At 67.2% G+C, this 24,259-nt stretch carries 22 protein-coding genes; 5 read left to right on the top strand and 17 right to left on the bottom strand.

What is annotated here, in order from left to right; genetic code table 11:
* The first annotated feature begins 6 nt into the window (after positions 1 to 6).
* The 3 genes from OXS31_RS17045 to OXS31_RS17035 all read left to right on the top strand — a co-directional run bounded on the left by OXS31_RS17045 (position 7) and on the right by OXS31_RS17035 (position 2,991).
* Positions 7 to 1,182: an FAD-dependent oxidoreductase gene (locus OXS31_RS17045; RefSeq protein WP_027600232.1), complete on the top strand. Its 1,176-nt coding sequence runs from the start codon at positions 7 to 9 to the stop codon at positions 1,180 to 1,182.
* Entirely contained in the window at positions 1,179 to 1,994 is an 816-nt protein-coding gene (locus tag OXS31_RS17040) for an aldo/keto reductase (protein ID WP_267400811.1), read from the top strand. The genes OXS31_RS17045 and OXS31_RS17040 overlap by 4 nt, the downstream gene beginning before the upstream one ends.
* A gap of 100 nt (positions 1,995 to 2,094) precedes the next feature.
* Positions 2,095 to 2,991 (top strand): hypothetical protein, encoded by an 897-nt coding sequence (locus OXS31_RS17035; protein ID WP_007162117.1) that lies wholly within the window; start codon positions 2,095 to 2,097, stop codon positions 2,989 to 2,991.
* 13 nt (positions 2,992 to 3,004) lie between these two features.
* Here the strand turns inward: OXS31_RS17035 and OXS31_RS17030 are convergent, their stop codons facing one another.
* From OXS31_RS17030 to OXS31_RS16995, 8 genes are all read right to left on the bottom strand, one after another.
* Positions 3,005 to 3,748, bottom strand: coding sequence for a TIGR00266 family protein (locus OXS31_RS17030; protein ID WP_267400805.1), 744 nt, complete (start codon positions 3,746 to 3,748; stop codon positions 3,005 to 3,007).
* 623 nt (positions 3,749 to 4,371) lie between these two features.
* Positions 4,372 to 4,692, bottom strand: coding sequence for a chaperone modulator CbpM (locus OXS31_RS17025; protein ID WP_108582483.1), 321 nt, complete (start codon positions 4,690 to 4,692; stop codon positions 4,372 to 4,374).
* Positions 4,692 to 5,636 carry a curved DNA-binding protein gene (cbpA, locus tag OXS31_RS17020; RefSeq protein ID WP_267400802.1) on the bottom strand — a complete coding sequence of 315 codons (945 nt, stop codon included), beginning with the start codon at positions 5,634 to 5,636 and terminating at the stop codon, positions 4,692 to 4,694. Before cbpA ends, OXS31_RS17025 begins: the two co-directional genes overlap by 1 nt.
* 64 nt (positions 5,637 to 5,700) lie before the next feature.
* Entirely contained in the window at positions 5,701 to 6,708 is a 1,008-nt protein-coding gene (locus OXS31_RS17015; RefSeq protein WP_267400800.1) for a transporter, read from the bottom strand.
* Between the two features lie 116 nt (positions 6,709 to 6,824).
* On the bottom strand, positions 6,825 to 8,327 hold the full coding sequence (gene lysS, locus OXS31_RS17010; protein WP_007160973.1) for a lysine--tRNA ligase: 1,503 nt from the start codon (positions 8,325 to 8,327) through the stop codon (positions 6,825 to 6,827).
* A 120-nt stretch (positions 8,328 to 8,447) separates the two neighbouring features.
* A protein-coding gene (prfB, locus tag OXS31_RS17005) for a peptide chain release factor 2 (RefSeq protein WP_100168977.1) occupies positions 8,448 to 9,543 on the bottom strand; the annotation gives its coding sequence in 2 pieces (ribosomal slippage) (positions 8,448 to 9,470 and positions 9,472 to 9,543; 1,095 coding nt in all).
* A gap of 100 nt (positions 9,544 to 9,643) precedes the next feature.
* A complete protein-coding gene (locus OXS31_RS17000) occupies positions 9,644 to 11,266 on the bottom strand; it encodes an MFS transporter (RefSeq protein WP_007160970.1) in 1,623 nt (540 codons plus the stop codon).
* Between the two features lie 109 nt (positions 11,267 to 11,375).
* Positions 11,376 to 13,049 carry a GMC family oxidoreductase gene (locus tag OXS31_RS16995; protein WP_267400794.1) on the bottom strand — a complete coding sequence of 558 codons (1,674 nt, stop codon included), beginning with the start codon at positions 13,047 to 13,049 and terminating at the stop codon, positions 11,376 to 11,378.
* Between the two features lie 147 nt (positions 13,050 to 13,196).
* Here OXS31_RS16995 and OXS31_RS16990 point away from each other — a divergent pair, with 147 nt between their 5' ends.
* Positions 13,197 to 14,099: a LysR family transcriptional regulator gene (locus tag OXS31_RS16990; RefSeq protein ID WP_007160968.1), complete on the top strand. Its 903-nt coding sequence runs from the start codon at positions 13,197 to 13,199 to the stop codon at positions 14,097 to 14,099.
* 3 nt (positions 14,100 to 14,102) lie between these two features.
* On the opposite strand, the gene OXS31_RS16985 is transcribed toward OXS31_RS16990, so the two are convergent.
* Positions 14,103 to 14,798 carry a tellurite resistance TerB family protein gene (locus tag OXS31_RS16985; protein ID WP_267400791.1) on the bottom strand — a complete coding sequence of 232 codons (696 nt, stop codon included), beginning with the start codon at positions 14,796 to 14,798 and terminating at the stop codon, positions 14,103 to 14,105.
* A gap of 191 nt (positions 14,799 to 14,989) precedes the next feature.
* Between OXS31_RS16985 and OXS31_RS16980 the strand changes: the two genes are divergently transcribed.
* Positions 14,990 to 15,460: a nuclear transport factor 2 family protein gene (locus OXS31_RS16980; RefSeq protein ID WP_007160966.1), complete on the top strand. Its 471-nt coding sequence runs from the start codon at positions 14,990 to 14,992 to the stop codon at positions 15,458 to 15,460.
* A gap of 37 nt (positions 15,461 to 15,497) precedes the next feature.
* Here OXS31_RS16980 and OXS31_RS16975 read toward each other — a convergent pair whose 3' ends face one another.
* The 8 genes from OXS31_RS16975 to OXS31_RS16940 all read right to left on the bottom strand — a co-directional run bounded on the left by OXS31_RS16975 (position 15,498) and on the right by OXS31_RS16940 (position 24,212).
* A complete protein-coding gene (locus tag OXS31_RS16975; RefSeq protein ID WP_027600223.1) occupies positions 15,498 to 16,601 on the bottom strand; it encodes an NADH:flavin oxidoreductase/NADH oxidase in 1,104 nt (367 codons plus the stop codon).
* Between the two features lie 68 nt (positions 16,602 to 16,669).
* The gene (recJ, locus tag OXS31_RS16970) at positions 16,670 to 18,391 is read right to left on the bottom strand and encodes a single-stranded-DNA-specific exonuclease RecJ (RefSeq protein ID WP_145250086.1); all 1,722 of its coding nucleotides are present in this window, start codon (positions 18,389 to 18,391) and stop codon (positions 16,670 to 16,672) included.
* Positions 18,391 to 18,930 (bottom strand): YaeQ family protein, encoded by a 540-nt coding sequence (locus OXS31_RS16965; RefSeq protein WP_007160963.1) that lies wholly within the window; start codon positions 18,928 to 18,930, stop codon positions 18,391 to 18,393. The genes recJ and OXS31_RS16965 overlap by 1 nt, the downstream gene beginning before the upstream one ends.
* 205 nt (positions 18,931 to 19,135) lie before the next feature.
* Positions 19,136 to 20,545: a threonine synthase gene (gene thrC / locus OXS31_RS16960; RefSeq protein WP_027600221.1), complete on the bottom strand. Its 1,410-nt coding sequence runs from the start codon at positions 20,543 to 20,545 to the stop codon at positions 19,136 to 19,138.
* A gap of 46 nt (positions 20,546 to 20,591) precedes the next feature.
* Positions 20,592 to 21,896 carry a homoserine dehydrogenase gene (locus tag OXS31_RS16955; RefSeq protein ID WP_027600220.1) on the bottom strand — a complete coding sequence of 435 codons (1,305 nt, stop codon included), beginning with the start codon at positions 21,894 to 21,896 and terminating at the stop codon, positions 20,592 to 20,594.
* Positions 21,897 to 21,959: 63 nt separating this feature from the next.
* Positions 21,960 to 22,685 carry a thioredoxin fold domain-containing protein gene (locus tag OXS31_RS16950; protein WP_007160960.1) on the bottom strand — a complete coding sequence of 242 codons (726 nt, stop codon included), beginning with the start codon at positions 22,683 to 22,685 and terminating at the stop codon, positions 21,960 to 21,962.
* Positions 22,686 to 22,911: 226 nt separating this feature from the next.
* Positions 22,912 to 23,802 (bottom strand): site-specific tyrosine recombinase XerD, encoded by an 891-nt coding sequence (xerD, locus tag OXS31_RS16945; protein ID WP_007160959.1) that lies wholly within the window; start codon positions 23,800 to 23,802, stop codon positions 22,912 to 22,914.
* Positions 23,799 to 24,212 (bottom strand): acyl-CoA thioesterase, encoded by a 414-nt coding sequence (locus OXS31_RS16940; protein ID WP_007160958.1) that lies wholly within the window; start codon positions 24,210 to 24,212, stop codon positions 23,799 to 23,801. The genes xerD and OXS31_RS16940 overlap by 4 nt, the downstream gene beginning before the upstream one ends.
* Positions 24,213 to 24,259 lie beyond the last annotated feature (47 nt).

Raw genomic sequence — 24,259 nt, 5'->3', positions numbered from 1 at the left:
CCGTTCATGTCCCAACCCTGGTCCACCGATATCCTCATCGTCGGCGGCGGCGTCGCCGGCCTCTGGCTCAACGCCCGCCTCCGACGCGCCGGCTACGCCACCGTGCTGGTGGAGACCGGTGCCCTGGGCGGCGGCCAGAGCGGCAAGTCCCAGGGCATCATCCATGGCGGCACCAAGTACGCCCTGACCGGGATGCTCACCGGTGCCTCCGAGGCCATCGCCGACATGCCGCGGCGCTGGCGCGAGAGCCTGGCCGGCAGCGGCGAGCTGGACCTTTCCAGCGTGCGCCTGCTCTCCGAAGCCCATTACCTCTGGTCGCCGGGCAGCCTGGCCGGCAACCTCACCAGCTTTTTTGCCAGCAAGGCGGTGCGCGGCCGGGTGGATGCCGTCAAGGGCGACGAACTGCCACCCGCCCTGCGCGACCGCGCCTTCAAGGGCAAGGTCTATCGCCTGGCCGAACTGGTGCTGGACGTGCCCAGCCTGGTCGCGCGCCTGGCCGAGCTGGCCGGCGACAGCCTGCTGGCCGGGCATGAGCTGCAACCGCTGCGCGAAGCCGGCGAACTGACCGGCCTGGTGGTGGACGGCCAGCCCATTCGCGCCCGCCGCATCGTGCTCACCGCCGGCGCCGGCATGGCCGATCTGCTCCAGGCCCTCGGTCTCGAACAACCGGCCATGCAGCGCCGCCCGCTGCACATGGTGGTGGTCAAGGGCCCCATGCTCAAACCCCTCTATGCCCACTGCCTGGGCGGCGGCCCCAAGCCGCGGGTGACCATCACCAGCCACCCCACCGCCGACGGCCAGTGGCTGTGGTACCTGGGTGGCGACCTGGCCGAAGCCGAGGGCGTGGCGCGCGAACCCCAGGCGCAGATCGCCGCGGCGCGCGAGGAGTTGCAGCGCCTGCTGCCCTGGATCGACTTCGCCGGCGCGCGCTGGGCGACCCTGCGCGTGGATCGCGCCGAGCCGGCGCAATCCGGACTGGTGCGTCCGGACAATGCCTTTCTCGCCGAGGAAGGTCGTCTGCTGGTGGGCTGGCCGACCAAGCTGGCCCTGTCGCCCGACCTGGCCGACCGCGTCCTGGCCAATCTCGACCGCGATGGCATCGCGCCGGGACAGCACCCCGCCCTGCCCGCCCATCCGCAACCGCCGGTGGCCGCGCCCTTCTGGGAGGAGCTGTTGCCATGAGTCTGCACACCCTACACGGTCTGCAGCGTCCGCTGGGCAGCACCGGTCTCGAGATCTCCCCGCTGGGCCTGGGCACGGTCAAGTTCGGGCGGGACCAGGGCGTGAAGTATCCCAATGGCTTCACCATCCCCGACGACCGCAGCGCCGCGGACCTGCTGAGTCTTGCCCGCGAACTGGGGATCAATCTGCTGGACACCGCCCCGGCCTATGGCCGCAGCGAGGAACGCCTGGGTCCGCTCTTGCGTGGCCAGCGCCAGCACTGGGTGATCGCCAGCAAGGTCGGGGAGGAATTCACCGATGGCCTGTCCAGCTTCGACTTCAGCCCGGCCCATACCCGCCGCTCGGTGGAACGCAGCCTGCAACGCCTGGAAACCGACTGGCTGGACCTGGTGCTGGTGCACTCCGATGGCAACGACCTGGCCATCCTCCAGGACAGCGGCTGCTACGAGACCCTGGCCGAGCTCAAGCGCGAGGGGCTGATCCGCGCCTTCGGCTTTTCCGGCAAGACCGTCGCCGGCGGCCTGAAAGCCCTGGAAGCCGGCGATTGCGCCATGGTCACCTTCAACCTCAACGAAGACGCCGAGATCCCGGTGATCCAGGCCGCCGCCGCCCAGGGCAAGGGCATCCTGATCAAGAAGGCCCTGGCCAGCGGTCACGCCGTACTCGGCGCCGGCCAGGATCCAGTGCGGGCCAGCTTCGCCCGGGTGTTCGGCGAGCCGGGTGTGAGCAGTGCGATAGTCGGCACTATCGATCCCCTGCACCTGTCACATAATGTCCGTACCCTGGCCGAAGTGATCACCGCTCGGCCCTGATCCAGAGCGTTTCGCTGAACCCTTGCCTTCGTCCGCTGGACGCCCTGCCCGGCTTGCCCGGGACGGCGCGTCCGCGGCATACAACAAACAGGAGTCGGCCATGCCCCAGCTCATCGCCCGCCACAATCCCAAGGCGTTCAAGACCCTGCCCCTTTCGGTCGAGGCCAACCATGACGGCCTCACCTACCAGGCCCTCGGCCAACCCCTGAATTTCAGCGAGATGCTGGAGCGGCGCAAGCCCATCGAGATCGACGATGCCCAGCACTTCAGCGCCAGGCTCGCCAATCTGGGGGTCTCGGTACGCCTGACGCTGAACTGGCAGGGCCAGGATCACTGGCTGCTGGTGCGCCAGCGCCGGCCCGATCGGGGCGACGTGGTGCTCAAGCTGATCTCCGGTTACATCCCGACCCACGAACTGGCGCTGCCGCTGCTCACCGCCGTCCAGGAGGTGGCCGAGGAGTGCCTGATCGAGACGCCGCGCGGCTGGCTGGCGGGACGCTTCGCCGACACCTGGCTGCCGACGCCCTATGCCCCGGCCCTGCCCTATCGCGAGGACGTGGCCTTTCGCCTGACCCCACGTTCGGGCGCGGCGCGGCCAGTGCGCTGCGGCAGTCTGGCGCTGCTGGAACGCCCTCGCGCCTATGTGCATACCCCCACCGCCTCGCTGCAACTGGTCTATGACCTGCTGCTGGAGCTGCCCAAGGAGTGCAAGGCGCCGAGTCTGTTCCACGTCGACGAGAAGATCGAGAACGGCCAATTGCTGGCGCGCCTGGCCCGGCAACGCCCGGATCTCTATCTGGTCGCCCTGGACGACGGCAAACCCACCGGCGAGCTCTACACCCTGTCCGCCGGCCAGCGCCTGCCGGTATCGACCCGCGGCCTCTGGCTGTCGGAAAGCTTCGCCCGCCAGGACGGCTGGCTGGTCCACGACAGCCGGGTGCGCTGGCGTGACTGGCTGGAGCGCATGGCGCCCCAGAGCGCCTTGCAGCGGGCCTAGGGTAGGCGAAAGATCAGTCGCCACCGGCGCGGCGTTCACCGACGCCGCCGCCGGCCGCGGCCTGGACCCGGCCCGCTAGCCGGGAAAAGGGCAAGGTCTGAATCCACACCGTGCCGTGGCCGCTCAGGGTTGCCAGCACCAGGCCTTCACCGCCGAACAGCATGCTGCGCAGGCCACCTGCCAGCTTGATGTTGTAGTCGATGCCGCTGGTGAAACCCACCAGACAACCGGTGTCCAGGCGCAGGGTCTCGCCCTTGAGTTCCTTGCGGATCACCGTGCCGCCGGCATGCACGAAGGCCATGCCATCGCCCTCCAGCCGCTGCAGGATGAAGCCTTCGCCGCCGAAGAAACCGGCGCCCAGACGGCGGGTGAAAGCCACGCCGATGCGGGTGCCCTTGGCCGCGCAGAGAAAGGAATCGCGCTGGCAGAACAGGGTGCCGCCCAGGGCGGCGAGGTCCAGGGGTAACACCTGCCCCGGATAGGGCGCGGCAAAGGCGACGTGGCGCTTCTCGCGACCTTCATTGGTGAAATGGGTCATGAATAGCGACTCGCCGCCAAGCATCCGCTTGCCGGCGCCCCAGAGCTTGCCGAGCAGGCCGGCGGAGCCGTCACCCATGCGTGCGGTGAAATCGATGTCTGCCTCCATGTAGGTCATGGCGCCGGCCTCGGCGATCACCGTCTCGCCCGGATCGAGGCCGATCTCCACCGCCTGCAGGGATTCACCGAGAATGCGATGATCGAGGATATGGCTGGGCATGGCTGTGGGACTCCTGTTGTAGCGTGGAAAACGGCGCAGCCTTTTCCACTGTCCTGTATTTGGGCAAGGCGCGTGGAAAACGCTGCGCGGTTTTCCACCCTACAACATCGCGGCCATTACCGGCGCTACCTGGCTTCCCTCACCCCAGCCCTCTCCCGGAGGGAGAGGGGGATATCCGATGCAGATGGACATTCCGTAGGTTGGGTTGAGCGCAGCGAAGCCCAACCTATTGCAGCCCGTAGCGTGGAAAACGGCGCAGCCTTTTTCACTATCCTGCGTTTGGGCAAGGCGCGTGGAAAACGCTGCGCGGTTTTCCACCCTACAACATCGCGGCCATGGGCCGCTCCTACAGGGCTCATCCGCGGCTGCAGGAGCGGTCGCATCGGCGCACCGCCATGGCCACGATGGAATCCCTGCCGTTACCAGCGCCACCTGGATTCCCTCACCCCAGCCCTCTCCCGGAGGGAGAGGGGGGATATCCGGTGCGGATGCAAGTCCCGTGGATTGGGTTGAGCACAGCGAAGCCCAACATATTGCAGCCCGTAGCGTGGAAAACGGCGCAGCCTTTTCCAGTGCCCTGCGAATAGGCGACGCGCGTGGAAAACGCTGCGCGGTTTTCCACCCTACGAATCGGCTCCCACGTCTCGCATTTCACCGGCGAAGCGCGCCAGGCGCTGGCGCAGACGCTGGTTTTCGCGGCGTAGTTCTTCCACCTCATCCAGCAGGTGCAGGGCCAGGGCGGTGGCGGACCAGTCCAGTTCCAGCTCACGCCTCAGGCGCACGGCGCGGCGGGCGCGGTGCAGGGCGCCGGTGTCGAAGTGCCACTCGGCCGGACGCTTGCCCCGCTGGGGTGCCAGGATGCCATGCTCGACGATCTCTACCACCACCGGCTCGCTCACCTCGCAGAGCACGCAGAATTCCTGCAGGACGATCAGACTGCTCATCAGACTTTCCTCCAGTCGCGGCGGGGATCGAAGGCCGCCCGCTCGGCCAGTTGGCGCCACAGCGCCTGGGTTTCTTCATCGCCCCTGGGCGGCATCACCACCTTGAGCAGGGCATGCAGATCGCCCTGCCCCGCCTTGCCGACCAGGCCCTTGCCGCGCACCCGCAGCCGCGCACCGTTCTGGCTGCCGGGCGGGATACTGAGCATGATCTGTCCATAAAGCGTCGGCACCTGCACCTTGGCGCCCAACGCAGCTTCCCAGGGGGCGAGCGGTACGCTGACCACCAGATCCTGGCCGTCCACGTCGAACAGCGGATGGGGCACCAGGCGGATGACCAGATAGAGATCCCCCGCCTCCGCGCCGCCGACGCCCGGCTCGCCCTGGCCTTTCAGGCGGATACGTTCGCCGTCGGTGCTGCCGGCGGGAATCTTGACGTTGAGGGTCTTGGTGGTCTCGCCGACGCGGCGGCCCAGCTCGTCGCGCTGCGGCAGCGTAAAGCTCAGCGGCTTGGTGCTGCCCGCCTGGCTCTCTTCGAGAAACAGCGGCAGCTCCAGCTCGATGTCACGACCCCGGCGGGCGAAACCGCCCTGCTGCGAGCGCCCGGCAGCACCGAACAGGGATTCGAAGAAGTCGGAGTAGTCCGCGCCGAAGCCGGCATGGGGATCGCTGTAGTCATCGCCTGAACCCGGCTGCCAGTCCGGCGGCACCTGGAAGCGCTCGCCCTGCTGCTGGTAGAGGCGTACCTGGTCGTACTCGGCGCGCTTGTGCGGATCGCGCAGGACGTCATAGGCCTCGGCCACCTCCTTGAAGCGGGCCTCGGCATCGGCCTCCTTGCTCACATCGGGGTGGTACTTGCGCGCCAGCTTGCGATAGGCGGTCTTGAGGGTCTTGTCATCGACGTCGGGAGCGACGCCGAGCACCTCGTAGTAGTCCTTGAAGTCCATTGCGGTCTCCAGTAACGGTTCTCCTAGAGACCGCGGAGCGCCCCCAGGGGTTGCACGCAGCCGGTCAGTCGCCTCGCTTGCGAAAGGCCAGGCTGCCGGCCAGCACCGTGAAGGTCGCCACCAGCGCCACCAGGATCCAGAAACCATGGGGCGAGTCGGCCAGCGGGATACCGCCGACGTTCATGCCGAAGAAGCCGGCGATGATGTTGATCGGCAGGGCCAGCACCGTGACCAGGGTCAGGGTGAACAGGGTGCGGTTGGTCTGCTCAGCGGAGGCGGCGGCGATCTCTTCCTGCAACAGCTTGAGCCGCTCCACCAGGGCGGCGAGGTCGTCCAGCACCCGGTCGAATTCCTCGGTGGCCTCCCGCAGGGTCTGGATGTCGTCGCGGCGCAGCCAGGCCGGCGGCCGGTTGAGCAGCCGCAGCAGGGAACCCGGCTCCAGGGCCAGCAGCCGTTGCAGCCGGACCAGGGCGCGTCTCAGGCTGCCCAGTTCGGCGCGACTGGCGGACAGCCGCTGGGACAGCAGGCGATCCTCGATGGCATCCACCTTGACCGTGGTGTCGCGGATGATGCCGGTCAGTACGTCGGCCTGGTCGCGCAGGAGATGCACCAGCAGTTCCAGGGTCGAGCCGAAGCCCTCGCCGCGGCGTACCGCGTGGCGCAGGCGATCCACCGAACGCAGTGGCTGGGCCCGGGCGGTCACCAGCAGCCTCGGGCGGGCGCAGGCCCAGAGGGTGGCGACGTCCACCGACACCTGGCCGTAGGCGAGGGTCACGTCGTTCACCACCCCGAGCAGGGTGTCGTCGGCCGGTTCCAGGCGGGTCGAGTGGGAACCGGCATGCAGGGATTCGAAGAACTCCTCGGGCAGCCCCAGGTGCTCGCGCATCCAGCGCTCGGCGGCGGCGTGGGCCAGGTTGAAGTGCAGCCAGCGAAACCCGCCCTCATCCGCTTCCCAGGGATCTTCCGGCGCCATGGTCAGGGCCCGGCCCGGCTGGCCGGAGGTGAAATGATAGGCGTATAGCAGCCCCAGCCGTTCGGCGGCCGGATGCAGGGGGATCAGCGTATTGGTCATGGCTACCTGCGGAGGGAACGCGACATCAGGGCTCTGTTAGCAGGTCCGAATGAACCTTTGATGACAGAGCCCCGGTCGGCAGGCACCGAAGCGACGCCCCGGACGGGGCGCCACTTTTATTGCGGACGCATGTGCGGGAAGAGGATGACGTCGCGGATCGACGGCGAGTTGGTCAGCAGCATCACCAGGCGGTCGATACCGATGCCTTCGCCGGCAGTGGGCGGCATGCCGTATTCCAGGGCGTTGATGAAGTCGGCGTCGTAGTGCATGGCCTCGTCGTCACCGGCGTCCTTTTCCTGGACCTGCAGCATGAAACGCTCGGCCTGGTCTTCGGCGTCGTTGAGCTCGGAGTAGGCGTTGGCGATCTCGCGGCCGCCGATGAACAGCTCGAAGCGGTCGGTGACGCTGGGATTCTCGTCGTTGCGGCGCGCCAGTGGCGAGACCTCGAAGGGGTACTCGGTGATGAAGTGCGGCTGCTCCAGCTTGCTCTCCACCAGCTCCTCGAAAATCATCACCTGTAGCTTGCCCAGGCCTTCGTGGCCGAGCACCTTGGCGCCAGCCTTCTTGGCGATGGCGCGGGCCTTCTCGACGTCCTGCAGGTCTTCCGCGGTGATGTCCGGGTTGTACTTGAGGATGGAGTCGTACACCGACAGGCGCACGAAGGGCTCGCCGAAGTGGAAGACCTTGTCGCCATAGGGCACGTCGGTGGTGCCGAGCACGGCCATGGCCAGTTCGCGGAACAGTTCCTCGGTGAGGTCCATGTTGTCGCGGTAGTCGGCGTAGGCCTGGTAGAACTCGAGCATGGTGAACTCGGGGTTGTGCCGGGTCGAGACGCCTTCGTTACGGAAGTTGCGGTTGATCTCGAAGACCTTCTCGAAGCCACCGACCACCAGGCGCTTGAGGTACAGCTCCGGCGCGATGCGCAGGAACATGGCCATGTCCAGAGCGTTGTGGTGGGTCTCGAAGGGCTTGGCCGCCGCACCGCCGGGAATGGTCTGCAGCATGGGGGTTTCCACTTCGAGGAAGCCCCGCTCCATGAGGAAGCGGCGGATGTGGGCGATGACCTGGGAGCGTACGCGGAAGGTCTGGCGCACCTCTTCGTTGACGATCAGGTCAACATAGCGCTGGCGATAGCGCAGCTCGGTGTCGGTCAGGCCGTGGTGCTTGTCGGGCAGCGGTCGCAGCGACTTGGTCAGCAGTCGCACGTCGCTCATGTTGACGTAGAGATCGCCTTTGCCGGAGCGGGCCAGGGTGCCTTCGGTGGCGATGATGTCGCCCAGGTCCCAGGTCTTGACCGCTTCCAGGGTCTCGGCCGGCAGGGTCTTGCGGTCGACGTAGACCTGGATGCGCCCGCTGGTGTCCTGCAGCACCATGAAGGCGCCGCGGTTGAGCATGATGCGGCCGGCCACCTTGACCTTGATGCCCGCGGCTTCCAGCTCTTCCTTGGTCTTGTCGGCGTACTGCTGCTGCAGATCACCGGCCAGGCTGTCGCGGCGGAAGTCGTTGGGGAAGGGAATGGCCTGCTGGGCACGCAGCGCGGAGAGCTTTTCCTTGCGCTGGGCGATCAGCTTGTTGTCTTCCTGTTCCTGGGCTTGGGGGTCTAGGGGTTGTTCGCTCATGTCTGCTGTTTACCTGGGGAGTGCTGGTTGTAGGAGCGGTCCATGACCGCGATCCAGGCATCGCAGCCTGGGGGAGTCGCGGCCATCGCGGCCATGGGCCGCTCCTACGGGAGAGTGGGGTTAGATGCCCTGCTTGAGGCTGGCTTCGAGGTATTCGTCCAGATCGCCGTCGAGCACCTTGTCGCAGTCGCTGCGTTCCACGCCGGTGCGCAGATCCTTGATCCGCGAGGCGTCGAGGACGTAGGAGCGAATCTGGTGGCCCCAGCCGATATCGGACTTGGAGTCCTCCAGCGCCTGGGAGGCGGCGGTGCGCTTCTGCATCTCCAGCTCGTACAACTTGGCCCGCAGCATCTTCATGGCGGTGTCCTTGTTGGCGTGCTGGGAACGCTCGTTCTGGCAGGCCACCACGGTGTTGGTGGGCACGTGGGTGATCCGCACCGCGGAGTCGGTGGTGTTCACGTGCTGACCACCCGCACCCGAGGAGCGGTAGGTGTCGATGCGCAGATCGGACGGGTTGATCTCGATGTCGATGTTGTCGTCGATCTCGGGCGAGACGAACACCGCGGTAAAGGAGGTGTGGCGCCGGTTGCCCGAGTCGAAGGGACTCTTGCGCACCAGGCGGTGCACGCCGATCTCGGTGCGCAGCCAGCCGAAGGCGTATTCGCCCTTGATGTGCACCGTGGCGCCCTTGATGCCGGCGACCTCGCCTTCCGACAACTCGACGATCTCGGCGCTGAAGCCGTGCTGGTCGGCCCAGCGCAGGTACATGCGCAGCAGCATGTTGGCCCAGTCCTGGGCCTCGGTGCCGCCGGAGCCGGCCTGGATGTCCAGGTAGCAGTTGTTGGGGTCCATCTCGCCGCTGAACATGCGGCGGAATTCAAGCTTCTCGAGGATGCCGCGCAGGCGCTCCACCTCGGTCGCCACGTCATCGACCGCGCCCTGGTCTTCCTCTTCGGCGGCCATCTCCAGCAGGTCGCTGGCATCGGCCAGGCCACCGGTCAGCTCGTCCAGGGTCCCGACCACCTGGGCCAGCTGGGCGCGCTCGCGGCCGAGATTCTGGGCGTATTCGGGCTTGTTCCAGACAGCGGGATCCTCGAGCTCGCGCTCGACTTCGACCAGACGATCCTTTTTCAGATCGTAGTCAAAGATACCCCCGAATGGTCTGGGTACGGCTGGTGAGGTCCTTGATGCTGGTGACGATCGGGTTGATTTCCATGGGGGAAACACTCGCGAGAAAAGCTGTGGAAAAGCTCGCGAGTATAACCCAATCGGCGGCGAAACTCAGCGGGCGGCGGGCAGCGCCGCCCGCACGCGCCTCAATCGGCGTCGAGATCGCGATGGCGGGTTTCCGGCAGGCACAGCAGCCCCACCACCAGGCTGACGCCGGTGATCAGCACCGGGTACCAGAGGCCGTAGAAGATGTCGCCGGTATAGACCACCAGGGCAAAGGACACCGTGGGCAGGAAGCCGCCGAACCAGCCGTTGCCGATGTGGTACGGCAGCGACATGGAGGTGTAGCGGATGCGCGTGGGGAACAGCTCCACCATCAGCGCCGCCAGCGGTCCGTAGCAGAGGGTGGCGATCAGGATCAGGGCGAAGATCACCGCCACCACCATCGGCTTGTTGACCTGGGCCGAGTCGGCCTTGGCCGGATAGCCGGCGGCCTGCACCGCGGCGCGCAGGGCCGGTTCGTCGAAGCCGACGATGAGCTTGTCGCCGACGCTGACCTGCACCGCATCGCCGGGCGCCGCGGCCACGCTGCGGTAGGGCAGACCGCTCTTGGCCAGCAGTGTCTTGACCCGATCGCAGGGACTGTCGAAACGCGCCTTGCCCACCGGATCGAACTGGAAGGTGCAGGTGGCCGGGTCGGCGGTCACCACGATGGGCGCCTGCTGGCTGGCCTGGTAGATCTGCGGATTGGCGTAGTGGGTCAGGGCCTTGAACAGCGGGAAGTAGAGCACCGTGGCCAGCAGCAGGCCGAGCATCAGGATCGGCTTGCGCCCGACCTTGTCCGACAGCCAACCGGCGATGACGAAGAAGGGGGCCCCGAGGATGACGCTGATGATCAGCAGGTTGTTCGCCAGCACCGGATCCAGCTTGAGGGTCTGTGTGAGAAAGAACATCACATAGAACTGCGACAGGTAGAAAGTCACCGCCTGGCCGCCGTTGATGCTGAACAGCGCGATCAGCACCACCTTGAGATTGCTCCAGTTGGTGAAGGAATCGCGGATCGGCGCCTTGCTCTGCTTGCCTTCGGCCTTCATGCGCACGAAGGCGGGCGATTCGTGCATCGACATGCGGATCCAGGTGGAGATGGCCAGCAGGAAGATCGACAGCAGGAACGGCAGGCGCCAGCCCCAGACCTCGAACTGGTCGCCGGTCAGGTAGCGGCAGACCAGGATCACCACCAGCGACAGCAACAGCCCCAGGGTCGCGGTGGATTGCAGCCAGCTGGTATGGGCGCCGCGCTTGCCGGGCGGCGCGTGCTCGGCGATGTAGGTGGCGGCGCCGCCGTATTCGCCGCCCAGGGCCAGGCCCTGCAGCAGGCGCAGCACCACCAGGATGATGGGTGCGGCCACGCCGATGCTGGCGTAGGTGGGCAGCAGGCCGACGCCGAAGGTGGCGATGCCCATGAGGATGATGGTGGCGAGAAAGGTGTACTTGCGGCCGACCATGTCGCCCAGGCGGCCGAACACCAAGGCGCCGAAGGGCCGCACCACGAAGCCGGCGGCAAAGGCCAGCAGGGCGAAGATAAAGGCGGTGGTGTCGTTGACGCCGGCGAAGAACTGCTTGCTGATCACCGCCGCCAGGGCACCATAGAGAAAGAAGTCGTACCACTCGAAGACGGTTCCCAGGGACGAGGCGAAGATCACCTTGCGTTCTTCGCGGCGACTGCTGGCCGCGCTGGGTTGGACCCGGGGTTGGGCATAGTCGGACATCGCACGTTCTCCTGACCCGGGATCGCCGGGCTGATTGTTGTTATGGGCGACAGCTACTACGGTGGAAACGGCGGGAGGCCCCGCCGTCGGTGAAAGCGGAGGGACGCCGCTAGGCCGCCGAGACCGCGCTGGCCCGGGCCACCACGGCGGGCAGCTCGTGACTGCCCTGCTCGCGCGCCTCGGCCAGCATGAAGGTGGCCGCCTGCTCGGCGATCATCAGCGTTGGCGAGCAGCTGTTGCCCGAGACCAGGGTCGGCATGATGGAGGCGTCGGCCACCCGCAGCCCGGGAATGCCATGCACCCGCAGGCGCGCATCGACCACGGCGTCGGCGTCCTGGCCCATGCGGCAGGTGCCGGATGGATGGAAGATGGTGGTGCCTATGGCGCCGGCCGCCTGCTGCAATTCCTCCTCGCTCTGGTAGGCCGGGCCCGGCAGGTATTCCTCGGGTCGATAGGCGGCCAGGGCCGGGGCGGCGACGATGCGCCGGGTCAGGCGGATGGCGTCGGCGGCCACCTTGAGATCCTCCGGTGCGCTGAGATACCGCGGCTGGATCAGCGGCGCGGCCAGCGGGTCGGCGCTGCGGATGGCCACCTGGCCACGACTGGCCGGACGCAGGTTGCACACCGAGGCGGTAAAGGCGGGAAAGCCGTGCAGCGGCTCGCCGAAGCGCTCCAGCGACAGCGGCTGCACGTGATACTGCAGATTGGCCGAGGGCTGCCCGGGATCGGAGCGGGCGAAGGCGCCCAGCTGACTTGGCGCCATGGCCAGGGGACCACTGCGTTTCCAGAGGTATTCCAGGCCCATGCCCAGCTTGCCCCAGAGGCTGCCGGCCAGGGCGTTGAGGGTCGGCACGCCGTGCACCCGGTAGATCAGCCGCAGTTGCAGGTGATCCTGCAGATTGCCGCCCACCCCTTCCAGGCGGTGCCGGACGCCGATGCCCAGGCCTTCGAGCAGACCGCGCGGCCCTATGCCGGAGCGCTGCAACAGGGTCGGCGAGCCGATGGCGCCGGCGCAGAGCACGATCTCCCGCCGTGCCACCAGGCGCTGGGGCTCGGCCTGGCCCGGCAGGCGCGCCAGCACCGCCCGTGCCCTGCCCTCCTCCAGCAGCACCCGCTCGACCTGGACGCCGGTCAGCACCTCGAGGTTGGCGCGCTGGCGGATGGGCTTGAGAAAGGCCTTGGCGGCATTCCAGCGCACGCCATTGCGCTGATTGACCTGGAAGTAGCCGCAGCCTTCGTTGTCACCGGTGTTGAAGTCCTCCACCGGCGCGATGCCGGTTTCGCTGGCGGCGGCGCGAAAGGCGTCGAGCAGCGTCCAGTGCAGGCGCTGCCGCTCGACCCGCCATTCGCCCCCGGCGCCATGAAACTCTGAATTGCCGTCGCAGTGATCCTCCATGCGCTTGAACAGCGGCAGCACGTCCTGCCAGCCCCAGCCGGGATTGCCGGCGGCGGCCCAGCCGTCGTAGTCGCGGGCCTGGCCACGCATGTAGATCATGCCGTTGATGGAAGAGCAGCCACCCAGCACCCGCCCGCGCGGATAGTTGAGCGCCCGGCCCCCCAGGCCCGCTTCCACCTCGGTCTTGAAGCACCAGTCGGTGCGCGGATTGCCGATGCAGAACAGATAGCCGACGGGAATGTGGATCCAGGGATGGTTGTCACGCCCGCCGGCTTCCAGCAGCAGCACGCGATGGGCCGGATCGGCGGACAGTCGATTGGCCAGCAGGCAGCCGGCCGGACCGGCGCCGACGATGATGAAGTCATATTCCGCAGCAGGACCGGGCATGACGTTCCCTCGCTTTTTTGTTGTTGTGGTCCCTATCCTAGTGTCGTCATCCGCGAACAACAGTCGCAGAAAACGGGCACCGGCTGTGCATTTCTGAACAGCGCCCCACAAGCGACCGCGCAGACAGACCTAGACGAGGGAGACGGGATGTTCGACTGGAACGATCTGCGGGTTTTTCTGGAGATCCAGCGCCATGGCCGCCTGCTGACCGCCGCCCGTAGCCTGGGCGTCAGTCATGCCACCGTCGCCCGCCACCTGGAGGCCCTGGAGCGCGCCCTGGGCAGTCAGCTGCTGGTGCAACAGGCCAGCGGTTATCAACTCACCCCGGCTGGTCAGGCCCTGCTGGCGCACGCCCAGGCGATGGAAGAAGCCGCGTTGCTGGCCCAGGAGGCGGTGACCCAGAGACTCAATCCGCTGGGCCAGGTGCGGGTCGGGGTGACCGAAGGTCTGGGCACCGGCTTTCTCGCCCAGCGTCTGGGAGCGCTGCTGCGCGACTATGCGGGGCTGGAAGTGGAACTGGTCTCGGTGCCGCGCTTCGTCAGCGTCACCAACCGCGAGGCGGACATCGCCATCACCCTGGAAAGGCCCACCGCCGAAGGCCTGATCGGCCGGCGGCTGACGCCCTATCGCCTGAGGTTCTACGCCAGTCGCACCTACCTGGATCGGGCGCCGCCCCTGGGGGCCGAAGCCGACCTCGGCGAGCAGACCTTCATCGGCTACGTCGACGACCTGCTGTACACCCGCGAACTGCAATTCATCCAGGGACTCTGCCCCGAGCCGCGCATCGTCTTTCGCAGCACCAGCGTCATCGCCCAGCGCGAAGCCGCCTGTGCCGGCATCGGCATCGCGGTGCTGCCCTGCTACCTGGTGGGTCAAGGCACGCCCCTGGAAGGCGTGCTCCCGGAGCGCTCCTTTACCCGGGAGTACTGGATCTCCACCCACCGCGAACTGCACCGCTCCGCGCGCCTGCGCGTGGTCTGGGATTTCCTGCTGCACCTCTGCGCAGCGGAGCGGAGCGTCCTGCTGGGCGAGGAACGTGCCCTCGCCTAGCCGTCAGACCGCCGCGGCCTCGCGCTCCAGTTCGGCGCGCAGGCCGGGCTCCAGGCGCAACTGGCGCGCCAGCTCGTCCAGATAGGCCTTTTCCATGTATTGCTGATCGTCGATCAGCATCAGGCTGGCCAGGTACATCTCGGCCGCCATTTCGGGGGTTTCCGCCGCGGCGGCGACCTTGGCCGGGTCGAGCGGCTGTTCCAGTTCGCGCTGCAGCCAGCTGCGCAGTTCGGGATCGTTGTCCAGCTTGGCCATCTCGGCTTCGATGGCCTGGCGTTCCTGGTCATCGACATGGCCATCGGCCTTGGCCGCCGCGATCAGGGCGATCAGCACCGCCCGGCCGTGGGCCTCGGCTTCGTGCTCCGGTACCCGATCCACGGTGCGGGGCTCGGCGGCCGCCGCGCCCTGGGCCTGGTTGGCCTGCCAGGACTGATAGGCCTTGTAGGCCACCATGCCGAGCGCCGCCAAGCCGCCATAGCCGACAGCCTTGCCCCCCATGGCACGCCCGCGCTTGCTGCCCAGCAGGGCGGTCAGGGCACCGGCGGCCAGGCCGCTGTTACCCAGGCCCGAAAGCAGACCGCCAAGGGGATCCTTGCCGGAAGACGGGGTACCGGATCGTGGGGCCGCGTGGCCGGTCTTCTTGGCCAGGGCCTGCTGGCCCGCCTTGAGCAATTGATCGAGCAAACCGCGGGTGTTCATGGATGACCTCCACAGAGTCGGGATTCAGCTTCTTGGGACCGCCGTCCGCACCGTCCGGCTCCCGGCACCTGCTTACCGGATGTTGCCGGGAACACCGTCGCCAACGGCCAGCCGCTACAAAATATTGCTGACCGCGGACCGCCCACGGCGCTACTCTTGCGCCTCCCCCCTGCAGTTGCCGGAGACACCCCATGCGCTCGCGTCTGGCTGTGCTGTTCGCGCTTTCGGTCGCCCTTACCGCCGGCCAGGTCCAGGCCGCCGCCGAGGATGCCCGCCTCATCGCCAATCGCTATCTCGATGCCTGGAACGATCACGACGCCGAGGCCGCCAGCGCCCTGCTCGATCCCAAGGTGCAGTATTTCGACAGTGGCGCCGCCACCACCGAGACCAGCCGCACCCAGGCCCGCGACAGGATCGTCAAGGTCACCCTCAAGGCGGTACCGGATCTGCAGGTGAAGATGGTGCACAAGCCGGTCATCGGCCCGCGCAGCATCGCCTTCGAATGGGAACTGACCGGCAACCGCACCACCGCCACCGGCAAGCAACCGGTGAAGATCCGCGGCGCCAGCATCATGAAGATCCGCGACGGTCGCATCTGGTACCTGGGCGACTACTACGACAGCGACGCCCTGGAGGCGATGCTGCGACCGGTAAAGCCCTGACCCGGGAGCCATCCGGGCGGATGGCTCCGTTGCTCCCCTATTCCACCCCGAACGGCTTGCGCAGCGGCGTATCCCGGTGCGCGGCGCGGACGTACTGCGGCGGCCAGGAGACCTTCTCGCGCAAGGCTTCGGCGGCATTCAGCGGCCAGTAGGGATCGCGCAGCAGCTCACGGGCCAACAGCACCAGATCGGCCTGACCGGTGCGCAGCACGTGCTCGGCCTGGGCCGCATCGGTGATCATGCCCACCGCGCCACTGGGAATCCCGGCTTCCTTGCGCACCCGCTCGGCGAACTGGGTCTGGTAGCCGGGGCCGGTGGGAATGTCGGCCTGGGCCGCGGTGCCGCCGGAAGAGACATCGATCAGGTCGACGCCCAGGGTCTTGAGCCGGCGCGCCAGTTCCACCGTCTCGTCGACGTCCCAGCCGTCTTCCACCCAGTCGGTGGCCGAGACCCGCACGAACAGCGGCAACTCCTCCGGCCAGACCGCGCGCACGTCGGCGGTCACCTCCAGCAGCAGGCGGATGCGATTCTCGAAATTGCCGCCGTAGTCGTCTTCGCGACGGTTGGAGAGCGGCGAGAGGAACTGGTGCAGCAGATAGCCGTGGGCGGCATGGATCTCGGCCACCTTGAAGCCGGCCGCCAGGGCGCGTTCGGCAGTGTCCACGAAGGCCCGGCGAATGCTGGCGATGTCGTCGCGATCCACCGCCGTGGGCCGGGTGTGCTGGGGATCGAAGGCGATGGCCGAGGGCGCCACCGGCACCCAGCCGCCTTCGGCGATGGGCACGCTGCCGTGCTTGCCGAGCCAGGGTTGCCAGGTGCTGGCCTTGCGCCCGGCGTGGGCCAGCTGGATACCGGCGACACTGCCCTGCCCCTCGATGAACTGGGTGATGCGCCGCAGGGGCTCGATCTGCTCGTCCTTCCACAACCCCAGGTCCTGGGGCGTGATGCGCCCGTCGGGGGTGACCGCGGTGGCCTCGAAGATCACCAGGCCGGCACCACCGGTGGCGCGACTGCCCAGGTGCACCAGGTGCCAGTCGTTGGCGAAGCCGTCTTCGCTGGAGTACTGGCACATCGGGGAGACCACCACGCGATTGGGCAGGGTCAGCTGACGCAAGGTCAGGGGCTGGAACAGGAGACTCATGGCGGACCTCGTCTTCTCGGGATTCACGGCATTGGAGTGTTCCCGAACAGAATAGGTCGCTATTCCGACTAACGAGGTGCCAGGTGCACCACCAGCAACTGCACACTCTCGTTGCCGCGGAATTCGTTCACGTCCAGCCGATAGGCCAGCTCGGCCCAGCGGATGTTGGGATCGGGCCAGGTGTCGCGATCGATGTTGAAGGCGATGCCGTCCAGCTCCGGTCCGCCCTGCTCGCTGCGCAGGGTCAGCTTGAGATGCCGCTCCTTGAGCAGGCGCTGGGAGAGGATCTCGAAGGTGCCGTGGAACAGCGGTTCGGGAAACTGCTGCCCCCAAGGACCGGCCTGGCGCAGGGCCTGGGCCAGGCCGAGCTGGAACTCGGTGGGAGCCAGGCAACCATCGGTCTGCAGGCGACCACTGAGGTCGTCGGCCTGCAGATGGCGGCGCACCTCGGCGTCGAAGGCCGCGGCAAAGGTCTCGTAGTGCGCCTGGGGCAGGCTGAGGCCGGCGGCCATGGCGTGACCGCCGAACTTGGTGATCAGTCCCGGATGCCGGGTCGCCACGGCGTCCAGGGCATCGCGGATGTGCAGCCCGGGCACCGAGCGCGCCGAGCCCTTGAGCATGCCGTTGCCACTGCCGTCGTCGGCAAAGGCCAGCGCCGGGCGGTGATACTTCTCCTTGAGGCGCGAGGCGAGGATGCCGATCACGCCCTGGTGCCACTCCGGATCGAACAGGCAGAGACCGAAGGGCAGATTGTCTTCCGGCAGCTCCTTGAGCTGCTTGAGCGCCTCGCGCTGCATGCCCTGCTCGATGCTCTTGCGATCCTTGTTGAAGTCGTCCAGCTGCTGGGCGTATTCCTGCGCCAGCTGCGGGTCTTCGCAGAGCAGCAATTCGATGCCGATGGACATGTCGTCCAGCCGGCCGGCGGCATTGAGCCGCGGGCCGAGGATGAAACCGAGATCGCTGGAGGCCACCTTGCCCGGCTGGCGTCCGGCCACTTCCAGCAGCGCCTTGAGCCCCGGTCGCGCCCGACCGGCGCGGATGCGCATCAGCCCCTGGTGCACCAGGATGCGGTTGTTGGCGTCCAGCGGCACCACGTCGGCGACGCTGCCGAGGGCGACCAGATCCAGCAACTCGGCCAGATTGGGCTCGGCCAGGCCCTGACGCGCGAACCAGCCGTTCTCGCGCAGGCGACTGCGCAGGGCGAGCATCACATAGAAGATCACCCCGACCCCGGCAATGCACTTGCTGGGAAAGGCGCAGGCCGGCTGGTTGGGATTGACGATGGCGTCGGCGGCGGGCAATTCGGCGCCCGGCAGGTGGTGATCGGTGATGACCACCTGCAGCCCGGCGGCCTTGGCCGCGGCCACGCCGTCCAGGCTGGAGATGCCGTTGTCGACGGTGAGCAGCACCTCGGGTTCGCGCTGCAGGGCCACGGCGACGATCTCGGGCGTCAGGCCGTAGCCGTATTCGAAGCGATTGGGCACCAAGTAGTCGACCCAGGCCGCACCCAGACGCCGCAGCGCCAGCACGCCCACGGCACTGGCGGTGGCGCCATCGGCGTCGAAGTCGCCGACGATGAGGATGCGCCGACGCTCTTCCAGGGCCCGCGCCAGCAGCTCCACCGCGGCCTCGATGCCCTTGAGCTGGTGATAGGGCACCAGCCGCGCCAGACCCTTGTCGAGTTCTTCCGGCTGGGTCACGCCGCGGGCGGCATAGAGCCGGGTGAGCAGCGGCGGTAGATCGCCCAGGTCGGGCAACACCGCCGGCAGCGGACGGGGCTCCAGGCGCATCAACGTTCGCCCAGCAGCCATTCCAGCTGCAATTCGTGCTGACCGCGGTCGTCGGTGACGAACAAGGTGCCTTCGCTGATCATCACCTGCCAGGAAATGCTGCGCGGCAGATCGCGGGCCAGCTCGGCCAGGGGCTCGGCGGGCACCGCGGCGATGTGCAGATTCTTCAGCGTCCTGACCGCGTCTACCACCTTGGTCTGCCAGACGCGCAGGTTGCCATAGGCCAGCAGACTGGTGCGCTCGGTGCGGCGGCTGCACCAGGTCAGGCGCTCGGCATCGGGCTGGCCGACTTCGATCCAGTGCAGCACCCGACCGTCCAGGCTCTTTTCCCACAGCGCCGGCTCGTCGACGTCGGACAGGCCGCGGCCGAAGGCCAGCTGCTCGTTGTACCAGAGCACATAGGCCAGCAACCGCACCGCCATGCGCTCCTCGGTCTCGGAGGGATGCCGCGCCACGGTCAGGCGCAGATTCTCGTAGACCCCGCGATCCAGATCGGTGAGGTTGAGTTCGACTTTATAGGGCGTGGCTTGCAGAGCCATGGCGGGTCACCGGCAGGGAAAGCCGGGCATTGTACCGGAAAAGGCAGGGGGCTCGGGATCAGAGGAGCGTCAGGGGATCGGTGGAGCGGAGGTAGGATGTATCGCGGCCATGCCGGTGCGCCGTAGCGACCGCTCCTACAGGTGCTCAGACTTCCCGTAGGAGCGGCCCATGGCCGCGATAACCACGATCTAAAGGGCTAAAAATCTACAGCGGCTGACCACGCTTGCCGTGGCGGCTGACGAAGGCCTGGACGGCGGCCAGGTCGTTGGGCAGCACGGTGCAGCGCTCTTCCCGCTGCAGCAGGTCGGCCAGGTGGGTCGGCAGGCTGAGGGTCGCGCCGATGCCGGCCTTTTCCACCGCCTCGGGGAATTTGACCGGGTGGGCGGTGCCCAGCACCACCATGGGCGTGGCCAGGCTGCGCCGGCATTCGCGAGCGGCGCGCACGCCGATGGCGGTGTGCGGATCCAGCACCTCGCCGGTGGCGGCATACACCTCGGCGATGGTGGCGCAGGTCTCTTCATCGCTCACGGCGAGGGAATCGAACAGCTTGCGCGCTTCGGTCCAGCGATCGTCGGCCACCGTCAGGGTGCCGCTGCTGCGGAAATTCGCCATCAGCTCGGCCAGGGCCAGGCCGTCGCGACCGTGCAGGTCGAACAGCAGGCGCTCGAAATTGGACGAGACCATGATGTCCATGGAAGGCGAGAGCGTGGCTTCCAGCTGCTGCTTGTCGTAGCGGTTGCCGGACATGAAGCGGTGCAGGATGTCGTTGCGGTTGGTGGCCACCACCAGCTGGCTCACCGGCAGTCCCATGTTGCGGGCCAGGTAGCCGGCGAAGATGTCGCCGAAGTTGCCGGTGGGCACCGAGAAGGCGATGGAGCGCGCCGGGGCCCCCAGCTGCAGGGCCGCATGGAAGTAGTAGACGATCTGGGCCATGATCCGCGCCCAGTTGATCGAGTTGACCGCCACCAGCGGGGTGCCCTTGAGGAAACCCTGGTCGGCGAAGCTGGCCTTGACCATCTCCTGGCAATCGTCGAAGTTGCCTTCGATGGCGATGTTGTGGATGTTGTCGCCCAGCAGCGTGGTCATCTGCCGGCGCTGCACTTCCGACACCCGCTGGTGCGGATGGAGGATGAAGATGTCCACGTTCTCGCAGCGCTTGCAGCCTTCGATGGCCGCCGAGCCGGTGTCGCCGGAGGTGGCGCCCATGATCACCACGCGCTCGCCGCGCTTGGCCAGCACATGATCGAGCAGCCGCCCCAGGAGTTGCAGGGCGAAGTCCTTGAAGGCCAGGGTCGGGCCGTGGAACAGCTCCAGCACCCATTCGTTGGCGTCCAGCTGGCGCAGCGGCGCGATCGAGCTATGGGCGAAACCGGCGTAGGTCTCTTCCAAGATGGCCTTGAATTCGGCATCGGCGATGGAGCCGGCGACGAAGGGCTTCATCACCCGGAAGGCCAGCTCGTGGTAGGGCAGACCGGCCCAGGAGGCGATCTCCTCCAGGGAAAAGCGTGGCAGGTTCTCCGGCACATAGAGACCACCGTCGCTGGCGAGACCCGCCAGCAGCACTTCTTCGAAATTCAGCGCGGGCGCCTGGCCGCGGGTACTGATGTAACGCATGACTCGACCTCGGGAAAGACGGCGGCGCCGGGCGCCGCCAGGCTGCTCAGTTCAGGTGCTCGACGCGGATGCGGACGACATCGCCGACGACATCGTCCAGGGCTTCCAGCGCGGTGATGGCCTCGACCATGTGGCGCTCGGTCACGCGATGGGTCAGCAGGATCATGGGCACCAGGCCGTCATGCTCCTCGGCTTCCTTCTGCATGATGGACTCGATGTTGATGCCGCGCGCCGAGAGGATGCTCGCCACCTGGGCCAGCACGCCCGGGTGATCCTTGGCCTGGATGCGCAGATAGTAGGCGCTCTCGCAGGCCTCGATCGACAGCACCGGATGGTCGGACAGCGCATCGGGCTGGAAGGCCAGGTGCGGCACGCGATTCTCCGGATCCGAGGTCATGGCGCGCACCACGTCCACCAGGTCGGCCACCACCGCCGAGGCGGTCGGCTCCTGGCCGGCACCGGCGCCATAGAACAGCGTCGAGCCGACGGCGTCGCCATTGACCATCACCGCGTTCATCACGCCGTTGACGTTGGCGATCAGGCGATCGGCCGGGATCAGCGTCGGGTGTACCCGCAGCTCGATGCCCTGGTCGGTGCTGCGCGCCACGCCCAGGTGCTTGATGCGATAGCCCAGTGCCTCGGCGTAGCCGACGTCGGCGGTGGTCAGGCGGGTGATGCCCTCGGTGTAGGCCTTGTCGAATTGCAGCGGGATGCCGAAGGCGATGGAGGCCAGGATGGTCAGCTTGTGGGCGGCATCGATGCCTTCCACGTCAAAGGTCGGATCGGCCTCGGCATAGCCCAGCGCCTGGGCTTCGGCCAGGACATCGGGAAAGGTGCGACCCTTCTCGCGCATCTCGGAGAGGATGAAGTTGCCGGTACCGTTGATGATGCCGGCCACCCAGTTGATGCGGTTGGCGGCCAGGCCTTCGCGCAGCGCCTTGATCACCGGGATGCCCCCGGCCACCGAGGCCTCGAAGGCGACGATCACGCCCTGCTCGCGGGCCTTGGCGAAGATCTCGTTGCCGTGCACGGCGATCAGCGCCTTGTTGGCGGTGACCACGTGCTTGCCGTTGGCGATGGCGCGCAGCACCAGCTCGCGGGCCAGGGTGTAGCCACCGATCAGCTCAACCACCACGTCGATCTCGGGATTGTCGGCCACCGCCAGGACATCGGCGGTGATCGGCGTGCTGCCGGTGTCGCATTGGGGATTGGGCCGGCGCTGGGCGATCTGCGCCACCTCGATACCCCGACCGGCGCGCCGGGCGATTTCCTCGGCGTTGCGCTTGAGTACGTTGAAGGTCCCGCTGCCCACGGTACCCAGACCACAGATGCCTACTTTGACCGGCTTCACACCCTTATCCCCATGTCGTGTGGGACCGCTCCGCGGCCCCGTTCATAACTCTGATTGAGGCGCCTAGCGGGCGCCGATTGCCGCTTCCGCCAGCTGATCGGCCGGCTGGTAGCCCGGGATCATCTGGCCATCGGCGAGAATGATCGCCGGCGTGCCCTGGATACCCATGTTCTGCCCCAGCGCGAATTGCTGGGCGACCGGATTCTGGCAGCTCTCGGACTTGACCTCACGACCGGTGAACATCTGGTTCAGCGCCGCCGGCTTGTCCTTGGCGCACCACACCGCCTCCAGTTGCTTGGAGCCCGGCGAGCCCATGCCCTGGCGCGGGAAAGCCAGGTAGCGCACCTCGATGCCGCGCTTGTTCAGCTCGGGCACCTCGGCGTGCAGCTTCTGGCAATAGGGGCAGGTGGTGTCGGTGAAGACGGTGATGTGCGCCTTGGTCTCGCCCTGGGCGGGATAGACGATCATCTGGTTGCGATCGAGGCCATTGATCTGCCGCGCCACCGCGACGTTCTCGGCCTTCTCGGTCAGGTTGGAGGCCTTGCCGTCCTTGACCTGATACAGATAGCCCTGCATGACGAACTGGCCATCGCCGCTGGCATAGAGCACGCGACCGCCCTTGAGCTGGACCTGGTAGAGGCCCTCCAGCGGACTCTTGGCGATGGACTCGATGGCGAGATTGGGTTGCAGCGCGGTCAGGCTCTGGCGAATGGCCTGCTCAGGTTCGGCCTGAGCCAGTTGCACGCCGAGCCCCAGGCAAGCGGCGAGCAACAGTTGGGAAATACGCATGTTTGACTCCTGTTGAGACGCCGGCAAGCCTACCACAGACCTGCCGGCTACGGCGGTCCCGCCCCCAGGGCGGGGCTTCAGAAGTGTCTACGCAATTTTGGCGGCGCTTTTGGTCCCAGAGCGGTGTTGCCGCTCCTCGCCATAGCCCTGCTATGACTCGTCCCGGCGCCTGGCTCAGAAACCAAAATCACTCGCCAATTCTTGCGCGAACTTCTGAAACACCGCCCTAGCCGCGCGGATGGTGCTGGGCGTGCAGTTGCTGCAGCCGCACGCGGGCGACGTGGGTGTAGATCTGGGTGGTGGACAGGCTGGTATGGCCGAGCAGCATCTGCACCGTGCGCAGGTCGGCGCCGTGATTGAGCAGATGGGTGGCGAAGGCGTGCCTTAGGGTATGCGGCGACAGCGAGGTGCGGATGCCGGCCACCTGGGCATGCAGCTTGATGCGGTGCCAGAAGGTCTGCCGAGTCATGGGCGTGCCGCGCTGGCTGGGAAAGAGGATGTCGCCGGGCTGGCCGCCCAGCAGCAATGGACGCGCGGTCTTCAGATAGCTTTCCAGCCAGGCGATGGCCTCTTCGCCCAGGGGGATCAGCCGCTCCTTGCTGCCCTTGCCGAAGACCCGCAGCGAACCCTCGCGCAGGTTGATCTCGTCCAGGGTCAGGCTGATCAGCTCGGTCACCCGCAGGCCGGTGGCATAGAGCACCTCGAGCATGGTGCGATCGCGCAGGCCCAGGGTGTCCTCGGTATCCGGCGCAGCCAACAGGGCTTCCACATCCGCCTCGGACAGGCTCTTGGGCAGCGGCGCACCCAGCTGCGGCATGCTCACCAGCAGCGTCGGGTCCTCGGCCAGCCGCCCCTCGCGCACCGCGTACTTGTAGAAGCTGCGCAGCCCGGAAAGGAAACGCGCCGTGGAGCGCGCCTGGTAACCCTCGCTCAGGCGCCAGCCGAGGTGATCGAGCACGGCGTCGCGGCCGACGGACTCCAGGGTCAGGCCCCTGCCCTCCAGCCACCGGGCGAAGGCCAGCAGGTCGGTGCGGTAGGCGCTGCGGGTATGAGGCGACAGCCCCTTCTCCAACCACAGGGCGTCGAGGAACTCCTCGATCAGCCGCTCGGCGTTCACGCGGCGAATCCGGGTAGCACCGGGGTCGGCTTGCCCTCGTCATCGACGGCGACAAAGCTGAAGGCGCCGTTGATGGCGCGTTCGCGGCCTTCCGCCAGCATGCCTTCGACGAAGACCTCCACCTGCACCTTGATGCTGGTGTTGCCGACCTTCACCACCCGGCCGATCAGCTCGACGATGGAGCCCGCGGGAATGGGATGGTTGAAATCGATGCGGTCGGTGGAGACCGTGACCAGCGGCTTGCGACAGAAGCGCGTCGCGGTGATGAAGGACACCTCGTCCATCCAGGCCAGGGCGGTGCCGCCGAACAGGGTGTCGTGATGATTGGTGGTGGGCGGGAAGACCGCCTTGGCCACCCGGGTTTCCGACAGCGCGGTGCGCCGCTGGATTTCCGCTTCGCGGGTCGTCATGTCTTACCTCGAACCTCAGAACCTACTCAAAATCTGCTGCGCGTCGG

The organism is Pseudomonas sp. GM_Psu_1 (genome assembly GCF_026544185.1).
In the GTDB taxonomy this organism is placed as follows: domain Bacteria; phylum Pseudomonadota; class Gammaproteobacteria; order Pseudomonadales; family Pseudomonadaceae; genus Chryseomonas; species Chryseomonas oryzihabitans.
The sequence above is the reverse complement of the archived record's forward strand: the minus strand, read 5'-3'. Positions and strand labels throughout refer to the sequence as shown.